The sequence below is a fragment of the Saccharibacillus sacchari genome, assembly GCF_037722395.1.
Lineage (GTDB): Bacteria > Bacillota > Bacilli > Paenibacillales > Paenibacillaceae > Saccharibacillus > Saccharibacillus sacchari_A.
Genome location: NZ_JBBKAR010000018.1, coordinates 68405 through 85562, shown reverse-complemented (window position 1 = coordinate 85562; position 17158 = coordinate 68405). Strand labels below are relative to the sequence as shown.

The 17158-nt window shown below is 53.3% G+C and carries 16 protein-coding genes and 1 pseudogene; 8 read left to right on the top strand and 9 right to left on the bottom strand.

The features are described from left to right. The first annotated feature begins 48 nt into the window (after window positions 1–48). From WKI47_RS06150 to WKI47_RS06130, 5 genes are read left to right on the top strand one after another with little or no spacing between them, the layout of a single operon-like run. Window positions 49–1080 (top strand): LacI family DNA-binding transcriptional regulator, encoded by a 1032-nt coding sequence (locus WKI47_RS06150; protein ID WP_340226292.1) that lies wholly within the window; start codon window positions 49–51, stop codon window positions 1078–1080. Window positions 1081–1137: 57 nt separating this feature from the next. Further along, complete coding sequence (locus WKI47_RS06145; protein ID WP_340226315.1) at window positions 1138–2232, top strand: sulfate ABC transporter substrate-binding protein; 1095 nt, start codon at window positions 1138–1140, stop codon at window positions 2230–2232. Window positions 2233–2287: 55 nt separating this feature from the next. Then, complete coding sequence (gene cysT, locus WKI47_RS06140) at window positions 2288–3151, top strand: sulfate ABC transporter permease subunit CysT (protein WP_340226291.1); 864 nt, start codon at window positions 2288–2290, stop codon at window positions 3149–3151. 3 nt (window positions 3152–3154) lie between these two features. Next, entirely contained in the window at window positions 3155–4030 is an 876-nt protein-coding gene (cysW, locus tag WKI47_RS06135; protein ID WP_340226290.1) for a sulfate ABC transporter permease subunit CysW, read from the top strand. Then, a complete protein-coding gene (locus WKI47_RS06130) occupies window positions 4020–5078 on the top strand; it encodes an ABC transporter ATP-binding protein (protein WP_340226289.1) in 1059 nt (352 codons plus the stop codon). Before cysW ends, WKI47_RS06130 begins: the two co-directional genes overlap by 11 nt. Before the next feature lie 515 nt (window positions 5079–5593). Here the strand turns inward: WKI47_RS06130 and WKI47_RS06125 are convergent. Both WKI47_RS06125 and WKI47_RS06120 read right to left on the bottom strand, forming a co-directional pair. Further along, the gene (locus tag WKI47_RS06125) at window positions 5594–6790 is read right to left on the bottom strand and encodes a multidrug effflux MFS transporter (protein ID WP_340226288.1); all 1197 of its coding nucleotides are present in this window, start codon (window positions 6788–6790) and stop codon (window positions 5594–5596) included. 134 nt (window positions 6791–6924) lie between these two features. Beyond that, complete coding sequence (locus WKI47_RS06120) at window positions 6925–7248, bottom strand: SMI1/KNR4 family protein (protein WP_340226287.1); 324 nt, start codon at window positions 7246–7248, stop codon at window positions 6925–6927. A 129-nt stretch (window positions 7249–7377) separates the two neighbouring features. On the opposite strand from WKI47_RS06120, the gene WKI47_RS06115 reads away from it, so the two are divergent. Beyond that, window positions 7378–8016, top strand: coding sequence for a LysE family translocator (locus tag WKI47_RS06115; protein WP_340226286.1), 639 nt, complete (start codon window positions 7378–7380; stop codon window positions 8014–8016). 226 nt (window positions 8017–8242) lie between these two features. On the opposite strand, the gene guaA is transcribed toward WKI47_RS06115, so the two are convergent. Further along, window positions 8243–9781 (bottom strand): glutamine-hydrolyzing GMP synthase, encoded by a 1539-nt coding sequence (gene guaA / locus WKI47_RS06110; RefSeq protein WP_340226285.1) that lies wholly within the window; start codon window positions 9779–9781, stop codon window positions 8243–8245. A 194-nt stretch (window positions 9782–9975) separates the two neighbouring features. Here guaA and WKI47_RS06105 point away from each other — a divergent pair. Next, window positions 9976–10644, top strand: a pseudogene (locus tag WKI47_RS06105) (DedA family protein); the annotation flags it as partial. 269 nt (window positions 10645–10913) lie between these two features. Here the strand turns inward: WKI47_RS06105 and WKI47_RS06100 are convergent. Beyond that, window positions 10914–11357: an Lrp/AsnC family transcriptional regulator gene (locus WKI47_RS06100; RefSeq protein ID WP_340226284.1), complete on the bottom strand. Its 444-nt coding sequence runs from the start codon at window positions 11355–11357 to the stop codon at window positions 10914–10916. Between the two features lie 148 nt (window positions 11358–11505). Here WKI47_RS06100 and WKI47_RS06095 point away from each other — a divergent pair, with 148 nt between their 5' ends. Beyond that, window positions 11506–12528 (top strand): NADPH dehydrogenase, encoded by a 1023-nt coding sequence (locus WKI47_RS06095; protein WP_340226283.1) that lies wholly within the window; start codon window positions 11506–11508, stop codon window positions 12526–12528. A 103-nt stretch (window positions 12529–12631) separates the two neighbouring features. Here WKI47_RS06095 and WKI47_RS06090 read toward each other — a convergent pair whose 3' ends face one another. From WKI47_RS06090 to WKI47_RS06070, 5 genes are all read right to left on the bottom strand, one after another. After that, window positions 12632–12871 carry a hypothetical protein gene (locus WKI47_RS06090; RefSeq protein ID WP_340226282.1) on the bottom strand — a complete coding sequence of 80 codons (240 nt, stop codon included), beginning with the start codon at window positions 12869–12871 and terminating at the stop codon, window positions 12632–12634. A gap of 337 nt (window positions 12872–13208) precedes the next feature. Next, window positions 13209–13676 carry a thioredoxin-dependent thiol peroxidase gene (bcp, locus tag WKI47_RS06085; protein WP_340226281.1) on the bottom strand — a complete coding sequence of 156 codons (468 nt, stop codon included), beginning with the start codon at window positions 13674–13676 and terminating at the stop codon, window positions 13209–13211. A 730-nt stretch (window positions 13677–14406) separates the two neighbouring features. After that, the gene (locus WKI47_RS06080; protein ID WP_340226280.1) at window positions 14407–15192 is read right to left on the bottom strand and encodes an ABC transporter permease; all 786 of its coding nucleotides are present in this window, start codon (window positions 15190–15192) and stop codon (window positions 14407–14409) included. Between the two features lie 4 nt (window positions 15193–15196). Continuing rightward, window positions 15197–15991, bottom strand: coding sequence for an ABC transporter permease (locus tag WKI47_RS06075; protein WP_340226279.1), 795 nt, complete (start codon window positions 15989–15991; stop codon window positions 15197–15199). Next, window positions 15984–17024: an ABC transporter ATP-binding protein gene (locus WKI47_RS06070; protein ID WP_340226278.1), complete on the bottom strand. Its 1041-nt coding sequence runs from the start codon at window positions 17022–17024 to the stop codon at window positions 15984–15986. The genes WKI47_RS06075 and WKI47_RS06070 overlap by 8 nt, the downstream gene beginning before the upstream one ends. Window positions 17025–17158 lie beyond the last annotated feature (134 nt).

The window sequence follows — 17158 nt, the reverse complement described above, 5'->3', positions numbered from 1 at the left end:
CAATGAAATTAGTATGATTTATAACTCGCTGCTGAGAGGGGCGCGAATATGACTTTGAAAAAGATTGCCGAGCTGGCCGGAGTGTCGACGTCTACCGTTTCGCGGATCATCAACTCGCCCGACGACAGCTTCGCCCGCAAAACGGTGCGCGACCGGGTATGGAAAATCATCCACGAGACCGGCTATGTGCCGAACCAATCCGCGCGCGAGCTGAAGCAGGGGAAAAAGGAAGAGGAGGTACATCGATGTACCACCATCTCCTGCATTCTGGGACGCACCCGGGATCTGGAGGACAATCCGTTTTTTGCCCAGACCGCCAGAGCGATCGAACAGCAGGCATTGGAAAAAGGCTGTACCGTATCCGCCTATTATTCCATTTTCGATCTGCAAAAAGACCCGTTCGGCAGACATACCGAAATTCCGCGGGCGGATGGCGCGATCGTATTGGGACGCCTGAACGACAAAACCCGCGCGCTCCTCGACAAGCATTACAAAAACATCGTGTATGTCGGACGCAACGTGATCGACGCCGAATGGGATCAGATCGTGTGCGACGGCTACGAGGCGGCGAGGACGGCATTACGGCATCTAATCGAATTGGGACATCGGCGCATTGCTTATATCGGCGACACGCAAAGCGAAATCCGCTACCGCGCTTTCGCCGATAATGTGCGCGAACACGGACTCGATACCGATCCGTCGCTGATTGTTTCGGTGGCGCAGGACGGCCCCGGCGGTTACGAAGGCGCGGAGCTGCTGCTCAAAAGCGCGAAACCGCTGCCGACCGCGATCTTTTGCGCAACCGATGTCACGGCGATCGCGGCGATCAAACGCTTCGTCGAAGCCGGCATCAAAGTGCCTGAGCAGCTCTCGATTATCGGCATGGACGATATCGAGATCGCGCAATACCTCACTCCCGTGCTCACGACCGTCAGCATTCCGAAAGTGGAAATGGGCAAGGTGGCCGTGCGCACGCTGCTGGATCGCATCCATAAAGAACACCGTTTGCCGATGAAAATCTTTTTGCCGCACAAACTTCTCGTTCGCGAAAGCACCGCAAAGCCGGAAAAGAAAAAGTAAATCCACAGATCCAAGTCTGACAAAGTACGATCACAGATTGTTAAGGAGGAAACGATGATGGGATTTCGATTGGCTCAAATGAATGCTTGGCGGAAAAAGACGGTGCTCGGTTTGACTCTTCTGGTGGCGGTGGCGCCTCTGGCAGCTTGCGGTTCGAACGCGGCGAATACTGGAAGCACAGCGGAAGCGCAAGGCGCATCCGGCGAAACGTCGGCTCCGGCCGCCGTGGAAATCACCAACGTCTCCTACGACCCGACGCGCGAATTGTACGAAGCGTACAATAAACTGTTCCAAACGCATTGGAAAGAAAAAACCGGGCAGGACGTCAGCATCATCCAATCGCACGGCGGCTCCGGCAAACAAGCGCGTTCGGTGCTCGAAGGCAACGAAGCCGACGTGGTGACGCTGGCGCTGGAACAAGACGTGGCGGAATTGGAAAAAGGCGGCCTGATCGATCCGGGCTGGGTCGACGAGTTCGACAAGCAAAGCTCGCCTTACACCTCCACCATCGTGTTCCTGGTACGCAAAGGCAATCCGAAAGGCATCAAAGACTGGGGCGACGTAGTGAAAAGCGGCGTCGAAGTCATCACCCCGAATCCGAAAACGTCCGGCGGCGCGCGTTGGAACTTCCTGGCGGCCTGGGCTTACGCGCAGGAGCATGACGGCGCCGACGAAGCCAAATCGACCGAATTCATCAAAAGTCTTTATAACAACGTAACCGTACTCGATACCGGAGCCCGCGGCGCGACCACGACCTTCGTGGAAAACAATCAAGGCGACGTGCTGCTGGCTTGGGAAAACGAAGCGTTCCTGTCGATCAAGGAGCATCCGGACGACTTCGAGATCGTAACGCCGAGCATCAGTATCCTGGCGCAGCCTTCGGTCGCAGTCGTGGATGAAATCGCCAAAAAGCGCGGCACCGAAGAAGTTTCTACCGAGTATCTGCAATACCTCTACTCCGACGAAGCGCAAAAGCTCGCGGGCGAAAACTACTACCGTCCGTCCAATCCCGATATCCTGGCGCAGTTCTCGGACACGTTCAATCTGGATCTGAAGCTGGTCACGATCGACGACGATTTCGGCGGCTGGGAAGCGGCTACGGAGAAGTTCTTCGCGGACGGCGCGATCTTCGATCAGATTTATCAAAAATGAGGACTGCGTCTTGCGTGAGTAAGAAAGCACAGTCGCGGGAAAAGGAGGTCGACGTATGGGACAAGCCAAGCTGGTAAGCAGCAAGCGTTTGCGTAAAAAAAATCGGGTTATCCCTGGTTTCGGTTTATCGATGGGCATCACCATTTCCATGCTGAGCCTGATCGTCCTGATCCCGCTGCTGTCCATCTTCGTCGTGCTGTCCGGCGTCGGGCCTGCGGATTTCTGGAAAGCGATCTCCGATCCGCAAGCGGTCGCCGCTTACCGGGTCAGCTTGATCTGCGCCCTGGCGGCCGCGCTCGTCAACGCATTGTTCGGCACGATCCTGGCCTGGATTCTGGTACGTTACCGGTTTCCGGGCAGACGCATCCTCGACGGACTGATCGAACTGCCTTTCGCGCTGCCGACCGCCGTTGCGGGCATTGCGCTGACGACGCTTTATTCGGACAACGGTTGGATCGGCAAACTGCTGGCGGGCATCGGCATCAAAGTCGCATACACGCCGATCGGGATTACGATCGCATTGATTTTTATCGGTATCCCGTTCGTGGTGCGTGCGATTCAGCCGGTATTGGAAAAGCTCGACGGCCAATACGAAGAAGCGGCCACAATGCTGGGAGCAAGCGGCTGGCAAACGTTCCGCCGGGTCGTTTTTCCCGAGATCCGTCCCGCCCTGCTCACCGGTTTTGGCTTGGCGTTTGCGCGGGGCTTGGGCGAATACGGCAGCGTTATTTTTATCGCGGGCAATATTCCGTACGAGACGCAAATCGTGCCGCTGATCATTATGAGCAAACTCGAACAGTTCAATTACGGCGCGGCGACGTCGATCGCGCTGATCATGATCGTGTTCTCGTTCCTGACCCTGTTCGCGATCAACTTTATCCAATCCAGACTTAATCATGCGGCAAAGGGGGCGGAATGACCGATGAATTTCGCAAACGCATCCGAAACCGTCGACCGTGTCCAAGAAAAACCGCGCGGTCCGGGTAAAGCCGCCAAGTATATCCTGATCGGGCTGGGCGTCGCTTTTATTCTCATTATGCTGGTGCTGCCGCTGATTACCGTTTGCGTATACGCGCTCAAGCAGGGTTGGGAAGTCTTTTCCGGCGCGATTACCGATCCGTACGCGATCAAAGCGCTTCAGCTCACTCTGCTCGCGACCGCCGTCGCCGTGGTGTGTAACACTGTCTTCGGCCTGTTCGCTTCCTGGGCGATCAGCAAATTCCATTTTCGCGGCAAACAGTTTCTCACGACGCTGATCGATATTCCGTTCGCTATCTCTCCGATCATCGCGGGTCTGGTGTTCATTCTCGTGTTCGGACGGATCGGTTGGGCGTACGACTTCCTGCAAGCCTACGATATCAAAGTGGTGTTCGCGGTACCGGGCATCATCCTCGCGACCATCTTCGTCACCTTCCCGTTCGTGGCGCGCGAACTGATTCCGCTCATGCAGGCGCAAGGCAACGACGAAGAAGAAGCGGCGGCGCTGATGGGGGCCAAATGGTGGACCATCTACCGCAAAGTGACGCTGCCGCATATCAAATGGGGACTGCTGTACGGAGTCATCCTATGTACGGCGCGGGCGCTGGGCGAGTTCGGAGCCGTGTCCGTCGTATCGGGACATCTGCGCGGCAAAACGAACACCCTTCCGCTGCATATCGAGATCTTGTTCAACGAATTCCAACTGACCGCGGCGTTCGCCGTGTCGTCCATCCTGGTCGTGACCGCGATCATCATCCTGATTTTGCGCAATATCGTCGAATTCAAAGGCCGCAAGGAGGAAAGCGAACATGTACGTTGAGCTGAAGGACGTAAACAAAGAGTTCAAAGGATTCCGGGCGCTGAACGACGTATCCTTTTCAATAGAAAAAGGCAAGCTGGTCGGCCTGCTCGGCCCTTCCGGCAGCGGAAAAACGACGATCCTGCGCACGCTGGCGGGACTTGCGCATCCGGATTCGGGCGACATTTTTATCGACGGAAAAAGGGTCAACGACGTGCCGGCCAGCAAACGCGGGATCGGCTTCGTTTTCCAAAACTATGCGCTGTTCCGCTACATGACGGTATTCGATAACGTGGCATTCGGATTGACGGTAGAAAAAAAGGACAAGAAGTTCATCAAGCAGCGCGTTAACGAACTGATCGGACTGGTCGGACTGGAAGGCTTGCAGGACCGGTATCCGCATCAATTGTCCGGCGGGCAAAGACAGCGCGTAGCGTTCGCCCGGGCGCTTGCGCCGAATCCGCATCTGCTGCTGCTCGACGAGCCGTTCGCCGCGATCGACGCCAAAATCCGCAAAGAATTGCGGCTCTGGCTGCGCGAAACGATCAACTCGCTCGGCATCACCAGCATCTTCGTGACGCACGATCAGGATGAAGCGGTCGAAGTTGCCGACGAGATCGTGATCGTAAACAGCGGCCGTATCGAGCAAAAAGGCAACCCGGCCGATATTTACAAATCGCCCGCCACTCCTTTCGCCGCTAGATTTATCGGCGAGTCGCTGGTGCTGGACCGTCATGAGACGCTGCACGGATTCGAGACGTACAGCGGTTACGACAAAGCGGTGATCCGCCCCGAGCTGATCCAAATCACCAAGCACGGCAAACAGCCGATCCTGCACGCCAGCGAAGACGGCATCGTGGAAGACGTCTTTTTCCGCGGCAGCCTGATCGAAGTGCACGTCAACGTCAAAGGCATGCGCCTGATCGGCCACCGTTCCCCGGAAGAAGAACCTTTGCTGCCCGGCGAGAAGGTCAGCGTGCTGATCTACCGGCTGTATCTGTATAATGAAGATAAAGTTCATTTGGCGGAGAATGTGCGTTTAAAAAATGAAAATACAGTGTTTATTTGATAGAATTCCATCTCTTTTTGTATGCAAAAAAGACAGTCGCGCGATATAGCGACTGTCTTTAGGTTGTCGAGTAAAGTTACGTGAGGGCGGGAAGCGAGAAGACTGCGAGAGAAATTGCCAGCATAAGCTTCCGAAGTGCATTTCTTCGAAATGCTTCACAATCCGCTGTCTCACTTGGAAAACTGGATTAAAATTTTAAGTGGAAGTTTTCCAAGTTCAAAGGCGTCTTTCACTGAATTTCTCTCTCCGTCTTCTCGCTTCCAGCTCCGTTGGACTTTATCGACACATCAAGACAGTCGCTACATTAGGCGGCTGTACTTTTTTTGCTCCTAAAAAGATCTGCTTCTATTTATAAAGCACCAAGCGGAGGGAGAAATTCAGGTCAAGACGCCTTTGAACCCGGGAATCTTCCTATGAAAAATATAATCTCGATTCCCGGGTGAGACAGCGGATTGAACGAATTTCTCCCGCAGCGCCCCCCAAGCGTCTCAATCGAACAGGATCTTTCCCCGCCTTTATTCGGCTTTTTTGACAAGCAAGAAGTAAGTCCCCAGCGCGACAAGACTGGTTGCCATCAAAGTGATGCCCAGCGGGACGGCGGTGTCTTCGCCTGCGATCCCGACTACCGGGGCGACCAGTGCGCCGAGAACGAACGGAATCAGGCCGAGCAATGCCGCGGCGCTGCCGGCGTTTTTGGCTTGGCTTTCCATCGCGAGCGGGAACGACGCGGTGGAGGTGATGCCGATCGAGCACACGAAGACGAATAGCGGAGCGACCAGAGCGAACAGCGGTCCTTCGACGATCGTCACGCCCACAACCACGATACTTGAGATCAGAGCCAGCCATAACCCGACCAATAGCAGCTTTTGCTCCGAGATCCGATGCGACATCCGGCCCACGATCTGGGAACCGATGATCAAGCTGACGCCGTTGGAGGCAAACAGAATCGAGAACACCGCGGGCGTTACGCCGTAAATATTTTGGTAAATGAACGGCGTGCCCGCCACGTACGCAAATACGCCTGCCGTCATGATGCCTTGCGCCAACATGTAGCCCACGAATTTCCGGTCGCGCAGCAGCATGCCGTAGTTCCGAAGCTGTTCTTTGAAGTTCGGCGATACGCGTCGTTCGGGAGGATTGGTTTCTTTTAACCGGAACTGCGTCATCACGTAGAGGAACACGCCCAGAATCGCGAGCGAAACGAACACGCCCGGCCAAGTCGAAAAGGTCAGCACGCCGCTGCCCGCAATCGGAGCCACTAGCGGGCCCAAGTTGCCTACCAGCAATAACATGGAGAAAAACTTGGTCAGCTCATGGCCGCTATACAAGTCGCGAGCCATCGCCCGCGAAATGACGATACCCGCCGAAGCCGCGAAACCTTGAGCAAAGCGGAACGCGATCAACATGCCGATATTCGGCGAATACGCGCAGGCCAACGAGAAAACCACGTAGCCGATCATCGCGATCAGCAGCGGTCTGCGTCTGCCGTAAGCATCGCTGAGCGGACCCACGATCAACTGTCCGATACCGAGTCCCAACAAACAAGCCGTCAAACTGAATTGAACCAAAGACGCGTTCGTCCCGAAATCTTTGGCGATCTCGGGGAACGCAGGCAAATACATATCAATCGTAAACGGTCCTAACGTCGAAAATACACCCAACAATAAAGCGAGACCGATAACACTCCACCGACTACTTGTACTTTTGTTCATAATAACTTAACTCTCCAGCCCCTCTTGATCCTATCTATTTGGTTCAGGTCACGGATCACGTAGTAACCTGATTCCAGATTATACATGACCTCGGTTACTAAGTGAACATTATTTATTTTTAATTTTATGCTTTATTATTTTCCATGTATGGCGCGGTGAGTATCCATAGAGAATTCCGCTAACTTTGCCAATAAACTCGCCAAGTCTTCCGCGATCGGCTCCAGCGGTGACTCGTCATAGCCGTCATGATACAACCGGTAGACGCCGCCGTCCGTTTGTAGCACCAGCAAATCTCCGTCACCGAACTTCGCTAACAGTGAACGGTATTCAACAGGCAAACGAATGCGATGACGCTGTTCAAATGCCGATAGCTCTTTTTCCGATTCTGGCTGCACGCCGTCTTCTTTCCATGCCTCGTACGTCTTCGTCAACAACTCCTCGATCTCTTCCATTTTCAAGCTAATGCCTCCTCGTCTGTTTTCAATTTCTATTTTTTGATTAACCCTTATTTCGTCGAATCGTTTAAAATGAAGATATGAGAGGTACATGTAGGCTAAAAGAAGGCGCCGCTTCAGAAAGGAACATCCATGGAGCTTTATCTTAAATACTTCCTGCTCGGGCTCGCGATCGCGTTGCCTGTCGGCGCAATAACGGTTGAAATGACGAAACAAGGCTTGAAAAACGGCTTTATGCACGGTTGGGCTGTCGGGTTGGGCGGAATGACCATCGACGGCTTGCTGATCCTCGCCATGTACGCAGGGTTCGCCACCTTCCTCTCCCTGCCATACGTACAAATGCCGCTCTGGCTTGTCGGAGCCGCTTTCCTCGCGTACCTCGGGTACGACTCTATTCGAAATGCGGATCACGACATCACGCCTGCCGACGAAAAGACGCAAAAATCGTTGGCACGCACCTATCGAAACGGCCTGCTCGTCGCGGTCTCCCCCGGCAATCTCATCTTCTGGGTATCCGTCTTTGGCACCGTTCTTTCCGATTCCTACAACGATTCGAACCCGATCGCCTTTGCGCTAGCTGCGGCGGGCGTATTGAGCGGTATCCTGCTGCACGACGTCGGCTTGTTGTCGATCGTGGCGGTAAGCCGGAGAGTGCTGAACCGTACCGCGATTAAGTGGGTATCCGTCGCGGCAGGTCTGCTGTTGATCGGCTTTGCCGGTTATTTCGTGTATGAGTTTATTACGGATTTGATGGCGTACATCAAGGCTTAAGCCTCGCAAGATTCTACTTTTTCAAAAGAATAACTCTGATTTTTTGCATGTTACCGCTACGTCGTATTTCTGCCTTGCCGGATATGCCGGCGAAAACAAATAACCGCGTGGCGCCTTCTTGTCGCGTTGCCGTTGCTTTGTACACTCATGGTTTAATTTTCAAAAAAGTAAAAAAACGACCTCGAAACGTGTAACGTTCGAGGTCGTTTTTGTTAGTTATAAAACCCTATTCCCACTCGATCGTCGCAGGCGGTTTCGAAGTCACGTCGTACACGATGCGGTTGACGTTGTCCACTTCGTTGACGATGCGGACCGAGATTTTTTCCAGGACGTCCCACGGGATACGTGCCCAGTCGGCGGTCATGCCGTCGATCGACGTAACGGCGCGGATACCGACGGTGTACGAATACGTGCGCGCGTCACCCATGACGCCGACGCTTTTCATGTTCGGAAGCGCTGTGAAGTACTGCCAGATTTCGCTTTCCAGACCGGCTTTGGCGATTTCTTCGCGCAGGATCAGGTCGGAGTCGCGGACGATGGTCAGCTTCTCTTCTGTCACTTCGCCAAGCACGCGGATCGCAAGACCCGGACCAGGGAAAGGCTGACGCCAAACGATCGCGTGCGGCAGACCCAGCTCTTCGCCGACTTTACGCACTTCGTCTTTGAACAACGTGTTCAAAGGCTCGATCAGTTTGAACTTCATGTCTTCCGGCAGTCCGCCGACGTTATGGTGAGACTTGATCGTCTGCGCCGTTGCCGTGCCGCTTTCCACGATATCCGTGTACAGCGTACCTTGTGCCAGGAACGCGAAATCGCCGAGCTTGGCCGATTCTTCGTCGAAGCAGTAGATAAACTCGTTGCCGATGATTTTACGTTTTTGCTCCGGATCGTCTACGCCTGCAAGTTTGCCCAGGAAGCGCTCTTGCGCGTCGATCTTGATGACATTGATATCGAACTTGCCTACGAAAGTTTCCATAACGCTCTCGGCTTCGCCTTTGCGCAGCAGTCCGTGGTCGATAAACATACAAGTGAGTTGATCGCCGATCGCTTTGTGGATCAGCATCGCCACGACGGACGAATCGACGCCGCCGCTCAGCGCGCACAGTACCTTTTTGTCCCCGACTTGTTCGCGAATTTCCTGAACGGACTGCTCGACGAACGATTCCATCGTCCAGTCGCCGCTGCATTTGCACACTTCGTACAGGAAGTTTTTGATCATTTCGTTACCGTACACGGAGTGGCGCACTTCCGGGTGGAACTGCACCGCATGCAGATTGCGTTCCGGGTGGCTCATCGCCGCGATCGGCGCCGATTCCGTGCCCGCTTCCAGCACAAAGCCTTCCGGCAAGGTCACGACATGGTCGCCGTGGCTCATCCATACGGTTTGCTTGCTATCGAGACCTTTGGTCAGGATGCTGTTGTGCAGGAAGTCGACGTCGGCTTTGCCGTATTCGCGTTTGCCCGCGCGCTCTACCTTGCCGCCGAGCTGCTGCGCCATCAGTTGCATGCCATAGCAGATGCCGAAGATCGGCAAGCCCAGTTCGTAGATCGCAGGATCGACGTGCGGAGCGCCTTCTTCGTATACGCTAAGCGGCCCGCCCGAGAAAACGATACCCGCCGGATTCAGTTCCCGGATACGCTCGACCGGAGTATTGTACGGCATTAGCTCGCTGAATACGCCCAGATCGCGAATGCGTCTGGCAATCAGTTGGTTATATTGTCCCCCGAAGTCGAGTACGACAATCAGTTCGTTCGGTTTATTCATGTCACGCCTCCCTTAATTACTGTCGCTAATTATACCGATGGACCTGACATACCGCAAGACAAAAAGGCAAGGTTTCAGGCCAACTTCGCAAGTGTAAAGGCTTTAACAAGGCAAGTTGGATTTTCCCGTCCCAAATATCGTAAAATTGAGAAAATTGTTCGCCGCATTCATCGTTCAAAGGAGTTTGACGACCTATGGAAATATTCAAAATGGTTCAACAGTTATTCGAGCAGTACGGTTATCTGGTCATGTTCCTCGGATTGTTTCTGGAATTCATTGCTCTGCCGTTCCCTGGAGAAACCACGATGGCCTACGCCGGCTATCTCTCCTACATGGGATCGCTGAGGTTCGATATATTGCTGATCGTTGCTTTTCTCGGTACCACGATCGGCATGACCGCCACCTACTTTATAGGCAAAAAAGCCGGGCTGCCTTTTCTTCGGCGCTTCGGCGGCTGGTTCTTCAAAGAAAGCAAGCTGCTCAAAACGCAAACCTTTTTCGATAAATACGGCTCCAGCCTGATCTTTTTCGGCTACTTTATTCCGGGCGTGCGCCACTTCACCGGGTATCTGGCAGGGATCATGAATATTTCTTTTAAAAAGTTTGCCGTTTACGCCTACACGGGTGCCCTGTTCTGGACGTTGTTATTTCTCGGCCTCGGCAAAATCTTTGGGCCGCAGTGGTCGGTCGCGTTCAAATTGGCTGAGCACTATGCCGTCTGGATCGTGTCCGTGCTAGTGCTGCTCGTGCTCGGCTTTACCATTTTCCGCTATCGGGCGATGGCTGCTTCGGTGCTGGCTTCGCTTCCGAACATTTTCAAAAGTCGTAAACCGATGAAAACGAATCTACCTTCCAAAACCGAGCAGCCTATCAAACGTTCAGTCCTCGCTCAAACGGCACAAATGCGCAGCCGCTTGAAGCACGGTCATATCGTACGCATCCAGCCTGGACGTTTCCCTGCAAGGATTGTACTGAAGTCACGGTCAAAATCTCATTAGGGCGGTACAGCGACCCTGCATGAACTCCAGCGAATTTCCCAGCATACACGACATATCCTGAAAATTCGTAGACGCGTATTTACGAAAGCTCGACTCCTTGATGGGGTTGGGCTTTTTTCGTTCAGGCCTATCGGTCAGTCAAAAGGAGGCAGCAGCGGCTTATGTTCGACAGGCGACGACATGACGACAAGCGTAACGGAATCTCCGAACTTTCCGCAAGCGTTAGTGAACGTCTCCAGCGTCTGCAAGGACTCTGTCACGACTTTTAACAGAAAATTATATTGGCCGCTGATCCGATGACACTCCATCAGTTCAGGCGATTCCCGGCAGAACTCCACGAATTTCTCGCAATCTTTGGTCAAAAACATCAGATACGCTGCGATAGGCTTGCCGACTGCTTTTGGGGAAATAATAGCTCCGTACTGCTGCACGATGCCCCGGTCTTCCAGCTTGCGAACCCGATCGGCGACCGCAGGCTGCGACAAGCTGACCTGTCCGCCCAATTCCTTCATCGAAATCCGTCCCTGTTTCTGCAAAATCCGGAGAATTTCCTTGTCTGTACCGTCCAATCCGCTCACTCCTTTATTTAGTAAGGTTATTTGTTGAAAAATCATTATGTAGTAAAGATAATATCACCAAACATCTGCTTAATACCATTCAAAACCATACGGTTCCCTTCTAAAATAAAGTGAATCCATACAGACCACTATAAAAGGAGCAACTACCATGAGCTTATTATTGAGTCCGATCCAAATCGGAAAACTGTCGTTGAAAAATCGGATTATGATGTCTCCCATGGGGACGGTATCTGCCGCTGAGGATGGAAAAGTTAACGAATGGCATCTGCTGCATTACGGAGCAAGGGCGTTGGGCCAGGTGGGTCTAATTATGCTGGAGGTTACGGCGGTTATGGAATCAGGCTCGGACCGTGGTTCTTTGGGCTTGTGGGACGACGATCAGATTCCCGCTTTGCGCAAATTGGTCGCCTCGCTGCACGAACAAGGTTCCAAAGTCGGCATTCAGCTCTGGCATGCCGGACGCAAAACCGATTATGCTGAGCGCGCAGTCTCCGCTTCCGGCTTGCCTCATGCAGGCCAAAGCAGCAGGACTCTGAATATTGAAGAAATCGAAGAAGTCGTGCATGCTTTCGGAGCAGCGGCAGCCCGGGCGGAGAAAGCCGGAGTCGACGTAATCGAACTCCATGCAGCGCATGGCTATTTATTGAACGATTTTCTGTCGGTATACGCCAATCGACGAACAGATCGGTACGGCGCTTCGCCGCAGAACCGTTATCGGCTGCTGGGCGAAACGATCCATGCGGTACGCAACCATTGGTCGGGGCCTTTGTTCGTGCGCGTCTCGGCCGATGAGTACGGAGAACTTGGCAATCGGATCGAGGATACGATTCGTTATGCGCAATGGATGAAGCAGCAGGGTATAGATCTTATCGACGTTAGCAGCGGCGGCGTGCATGCGGAACGTCCGCCTGCCGTTTTCCCCGGCTATCAGGTTCCTTATGCCGAGGCTCTTCGGCGGGAAACGAAGCTTCCGACCGCCGCAGTCGGGCTGATTACCGACGGACAACAGGCAGAGGATATTTTGCAAAACGGCAATGCCGATCTAATCGCGGTAGGACGTGCCCTTTTACGTGATCCTTTTTGGGTACGAACCGCGGCGCAGCAGCTTGGCGAGACGCTGGAGGAGCCTGCGCCTTATCGCGGGATGTGGTTTGGCACGCACGCGCAGTAAAAGATTAGGCATGCAAAAAACTCCCTGGCCGCGATGACCAGGGAGCTTGTTGTTTTCGTGGTTGTGTCATTTCCGCAACAATACGTTCAGTGAATCCGTGACTTTAAACGCCGATTCCGGCAGTTTGACGTTCGCGTTCCGACTGTTCACCCGCAACCGCTTCTTGAGCGGCAGGCGTTTCGATTCCTCGAATCTCCATGTCTTCAAGCAGGTCCATGTACAAACGCTTGGCTTGTTCGCAGGCTGCCGTGATGTCGTTCTCTCGTACGTTTTTGTAGATTCCCCGAAGTTTCGCGTTGTAAGAATTGTGATCCACTTTCACCCATGCTGGAATGATTTGCATAACAAATTCCCCTCTCCCCAAAAAATCGTTAAAGTCCCGGACAATCGGCCCCCGCCAATCTCCGGACTGTTTGTTTGCAAAACGTGCCTGAATGTATCAATTCCCCCCTATTCTGCGGTTCAACTTTGAAAACTTGATGCAATTTTCATTTCCTAACATAAATTTAAACGTTTTTCCGATTTTTCTCAAACGGTTTTTGCTTATTCTTTGTAATAAAGCCTTAAAATGCGACAAAAACCCTGTTCTTTTATAAAAATTCAAATCAAAACTAGTTTCAAAGACGTATAAAAAAAGAAAAAGCGACACCGAATGGTTCGGGCCGCTTGAAGCGAAGCATTTACTTCCCGGTCTCGTCGATAGCTTGCAAGACTTCGTCCACATGCCCTTCCACTTTGACTTTGCGCCATTCGCGGATCAGCACGCCTTCTTCATCCAGCAAAAATGTCGAACGCACGATGCCTTCATACTCTTTTCCGAAGTTTTTCTTCAGTTGCCATACACCGAATTGCTCGCTGACCTGATGCTCCGTATCCGACAGCAACGGGAACGACAATTCATATTTGGCTCCGAACTTCTCATGCGATTTCACGTCATCCGCACTGATCCCGATCACGGCCGCATTTTTCGTCGTGAAGTAACTTTCCGAGTCCCGGAAGTCACAAGCCTGCTGCGTGCAGCCCGGCGTCATGTCTTTCGGATAAAAGTAGATGACGAGCTTTTTGCCTTTGTAGTCGCTGAGCTTGATTTGTTCGCCTCCGACTGCTGGGAGAGTGAAATCTTGGACTTGTTCGTTGAGTTGTACCATTGTTTAGTTGCTCCTTCTCGGTAGGGTGGGAGGCGCTGCGGGGGAAGGGGCTTGCGGATCGCTGTCTCGGTTCCCTCAAAGGCGAGCTAGCGTATGCTTCCGATGTGCCTTTCCTTCGGAAAGCCTTTAGTTTCCTACAGCTCCCTTCCCCCTCCGCTCACCTCGGCGTACAAGTTGTTTTAGGTATAGGGGAGTCGGCTTGGACCAGCCGACTCCTGAGCGTAGTACGCGCTTATACATGGTTTACTGCTTGTTGATATGTGTAGTATTATTTCTCGTTGCATTGTTTGCGAAATGCTGTGCTCTATTACCCTTTTTGTTGCTTTCGTCTACCATATGCTGCCCTGTGTTCTTAATTATACATAGCGTTTTCTCATTTTGAACTTTGATACGCTTGTCCACTTTAGGCTCTAGACTTCCCAGTCTTTTCACTCTTTTCAGGCTTCTCAAGCTTTTTGCGCTCTTACGCCCTACACGCCGAGGTTCGTATTTATCGAACCGCCGGCGTCCCTATCTTGCTCATAACGTTGAGCAAGGTTTGAATCGCAACGCGCGCCCTTGCCCTTCATCCTTACCCGCGAGTCTAAAAGATAAGACTCGCTTCTTTACTCCCCTAAGAAAAAGTAACGCCGAGCAGGGAGTAGCGGAGGGTGAAGGGAGAGCCTGAAGATCGCCTTTGAGGCTAGCCGAGACAGCGAGCGGAAGGCTCTCCCTTCTCCCGGAGCGTCTCCTACGACCCAGCACCCCGGTACTTTTTCACGCCCACATTCCAGCTGGTCAAGCCAATCGTCAAGAACACCGCCGCCATGACCGGAGTCAGCCACGCCATATGCGTCATTTCTTCCCTGCCCAAGAACAGCGAAGCCGGATAAATGCCGACAAACGCGAAGGGCAGTATCCAAGTCAACAGGAACTGGATCGCCCGGTTGTAGATCGTGACCGGGTAGCGTCCGTAGTTCTGGATATTGTACATCAGCGGGATGATGCCGGTCGGCGAATCCGAGTAGAACGACAGCGATGTCAGCGCGATATAGATGCCGGTATAGATCAAGGTCGCGCTAATCGCGAACAGGATCATGACGGGCAGATGCCACCAGACCAGATCCAGGCCAAGCTGGCCGCCGCTGATGATCATGATGACAATCCCGATCAGCGAACCGATAAGCCCCGGCGGATCGATGTTTTCCAAAAAGATCTGGAACAGATTATACGCGGGACGGGTCAGGATGCGGTCCATCTCGCCTTTGACGATATAACGGTCGCTGAAATTCCATAGATTGACGAAGCAGCTGAACAGGCCGAACGGAACCATGAAGAATCCGTACACGAATACCACTTCCGCTTCGCTCCACCCGCCGAGGGAATTGGTATGGCCGAACACAACGAAGATAAAGATCAGGTTGCTCGCCTGCATCAACAGATCGGAGATCACTTCGACCCAGAAGTCCGCGCGGTAGGTCAGCCTTGTTTTCATATAATTTTTCAAATATTCAATGACGAGTCCGATATAATACATCCGCTTAACCCCCTTGCACGAACAGCCGCTTGCGCGCCGCCCGCCACATGAAGAAGATCGGAATCAGCAGAGCGACAAACCAAGCCACTTGAATACCGAAAACGTCGAGAATGCCTGTGCCTTGCGTGCGTCCCGTGAATACGGAGCCCGGCAGATACGTAATCGCCTGGAACGGAAGCCATTGCATGATCGCGCTCAGCCAACCGGGGAACAAGCTGATCGGAATGACCAGGCCGGAAAACAGATCCACGATAACGCGCTTCATGCGCATGATGCCTTCGTTGTTTTCCACGAAAAAGGCCATGAGTCCGGTCAAAATGTTCAGTTGCGAGTTGATCAGGAAACTGAAGAACAGCATGACCAGGAAGCCAATCCAAGCGATCGGATCGCTCGGCAGTCGCACCGGGAACAGCAGCAGCGCCAGGATCATGCCGGGAATCATGAATAACGTGAACCGGAACAATCCTTCGCCGAACCCCTGCATCATTTTGACGAACAAATAATTGTAAGGACGGATGAACTGAATCGCGATCGAACCGTCCCGGATATCCGTCGCGATCTCGCGGTCCAGATTGTTGAAATAAAACGCGCGCGCCATCCACGAAACCGCGATGTAAGTGGTCATTTGCGAAGCGGTAAAGCCGCCGATCTCGCCCCGGTCGCCGTAGATCGCTTGCCACGTGAAGTAGTAGACGCCGATATTCAACATATAGATCAGAATGCCCGAGTAGTAGTTGACCCGGTAGGCCAGCATGGTCAGGAAACGGATACGGATAAAATCGGTATAAGCGCTAAGCATGGCTGACTGTACCCTCCGCAGACCCCGTCGAGGCCGATCCGGTCTGGTAAATCTGGCGCACGATCTCGTCGGTCGTCGTCTCGGTGATTTTGATGTCCGTGATTGCGATGTCCGGCTGCCCGACGATCTTTGCCAGCACGTCCGAGACATTCAGCTCTGCCGGAACCAGCACCTCGGCATGCAGATCGTTGTCAGCGGTCCAGGTCACATGCAGTTCCGAAGTTAGCAACTGCAATCTGGGTAGCGGACAAGCGGCGCCGAACTGGAACGTCACGCGCGTGCCCTGGCCCCAGCGCGTTTTGAGCGTATCGAGGCCGCCGTCGTAAATAATGCGCCCCTCGTCCAGCATGATAACCCGGGAACAGAGCGCTTCGATATCCTGCAAATCATGCGTCGTGAGCAGAATGGTCGTGCCGTGCTGCCGGTTCATGTCTTTTAAAAACTCGCGAATTTCCGTCTTGACGATAATATCCAGCCCGATCGTCGGTTCGTCCAGAAACACGATCGACGGATTGTGCAGCAGCGCGGCGACCAGTTCGCAGCGCATGCGCTGACCGAGGCTGAGCTTGCGTACGGGACGGCTGAGCAGATCGCCCAGATCCAGGCGCTGCACCAGCTCGTCGAGCCGCTTTTTATAATCCTGCTCGGAGACGCCGTACACTTTGCGCAGCAGGCCGAACGACTCGATCACGCCGATATCCCACCAGAGCTGGCTCCGCTGACCGAATACGACGCCGATGTTGCGGACGAACTTTTCGCGTTCCTCGTGCGGCACATAACCTCCGACGTTCAGCTTGCCTGCGGTCGGAACGAGGATGCCGGTGAGCATTTTGATCGTGGTCGACTTGCCTGCGCCGTTCTCGCCGATGTAACCACAGATTTCGCCTGCGGGGATAGAGAACGAGATATCGTTGACAGCCGCAACCTCGTTATACTGACGGGAAAATAAATCCTGCAACGCGCCTTTGAGGCCGCCTCGACTTTTCTGTACTTTAAAAATCTTGCTGAGACGCTCGACTTCGATGGCTTTCATGTGTGTTCCTTTCTGTTAAGTCCACTTGAGGTGGATGCTTATATTTCGTTTCGAGGACGCCGTTCTGCGGTTCAGAGCGAAAATAAGAGGGTATTCTGCGTGTAAGATATCTTTTCCCCTTCAGACCGCGCATG

What these genes read in the sequence shown, in the direction of transcription:
- WKI47_RS06130 (WP_340226289.1), top strand. Translation starts at nt 4,020, where the DNA reads ATGTACGTTGAGCTGAAGGACGTAAACAAAGAGTTCAAAGGATTCCGG.
- WKI47_RS06145 (WP_340226315.1), top strand. Translation starts at nt 1,138, where the DNA reads ATGGGATTTCGATTGGCTCAAATGAATGCTTGGCGGAAAAAGACGGTG.
- WKI47_RS06150 (WP_340226292.1), top strand. Translation starts at nt 49, where the DNA reads ATGACTTTGAAAAAGATTGCCGAGCTGGCCGGAGTGTCGACGTCTACC.
- WKI47_RS06095 (WP_340226283.1), top strand. Translation starts at nt 11,506, where the DNA reads ATGAGCTTATTATTGAGTCCGATCCAAATCGGAAAACTGTCGTTGAAA.
- WKI47_RS06070 (WP_340226278.1), bottom strand. Translation starts at nt 17,024, where the DNA reads ATGAAAGCCATCGAAGTCGAGCGTCTCAGCAAGATTTTTAAAGTACAG.
- WKI47_RS06075 (WP_340226279.1), bottom strand. Translation starts at nt 15,991, where the DNA reads ATGCTTAGCGCTTATACCGATTTTATCCGTATCCGTTTCCTGACCATG.
- WKI47_RS06115 (WP_340226286.1), top strand. Translation starts at nt 7,378, where the DNA reads ATGGAGCTTTATCTTAAATACTTCCTGCTCGGGCTCGCGATCGCGTTG.
- WKI47_RS06125 (WP_340226288.1), bottom strand. Translation starts at nt 6,790, where the DNA reads ATGAACAAAAGTACAAGTAGTCGGTGGAGTGTTATCGGTCTCGCTTTA.
- WKI47_RS06090 (WP_340226282.1), bottom strand. Translation starts at nt 12,871, where the DNA reads ATGCAAATCATTCCAGCATGGGTGAAAGTGGATCACAATTCTTACAAC.
- cysT (WP_340226291.1), top strand. Translation starts at nt 2,288, where the DNA reads ATGGGACAAGCCAAGCTGGTAAGCAGCAAGCGTTTGCGTAAAAAAAAT.
- WKI47_RS06080 (WP_340226280.1), bottom strand. Translation starts at nt 15,192, where the DNA reads ATGTATTATATCGGACTCGTCATTGAATATTTGAAAAATTATATGAAA.
- guaA (WP_340226285.1), bottom strand. Translation starts at nt 9,781, where the DNA reads ATGAATAAACCGAACGAACTGATTGTCGTACTCGACTTCGGGGGACAA.
- bcp (WP_340226281.1), bottom strand. Translation starts at nt 13,676, where the DNA reads ATGGTACAACTCAACGAACAAGTCCAAGATTTCACTCTCCCAGCAGTC.
- cysW (WP_340226290.1), top strand. Translation starts at nt 3,155, where the DNA reads ATGAATTTCGCAAACGCATCCGAAACCGTCGACCGTGTCCAAGAAAAA.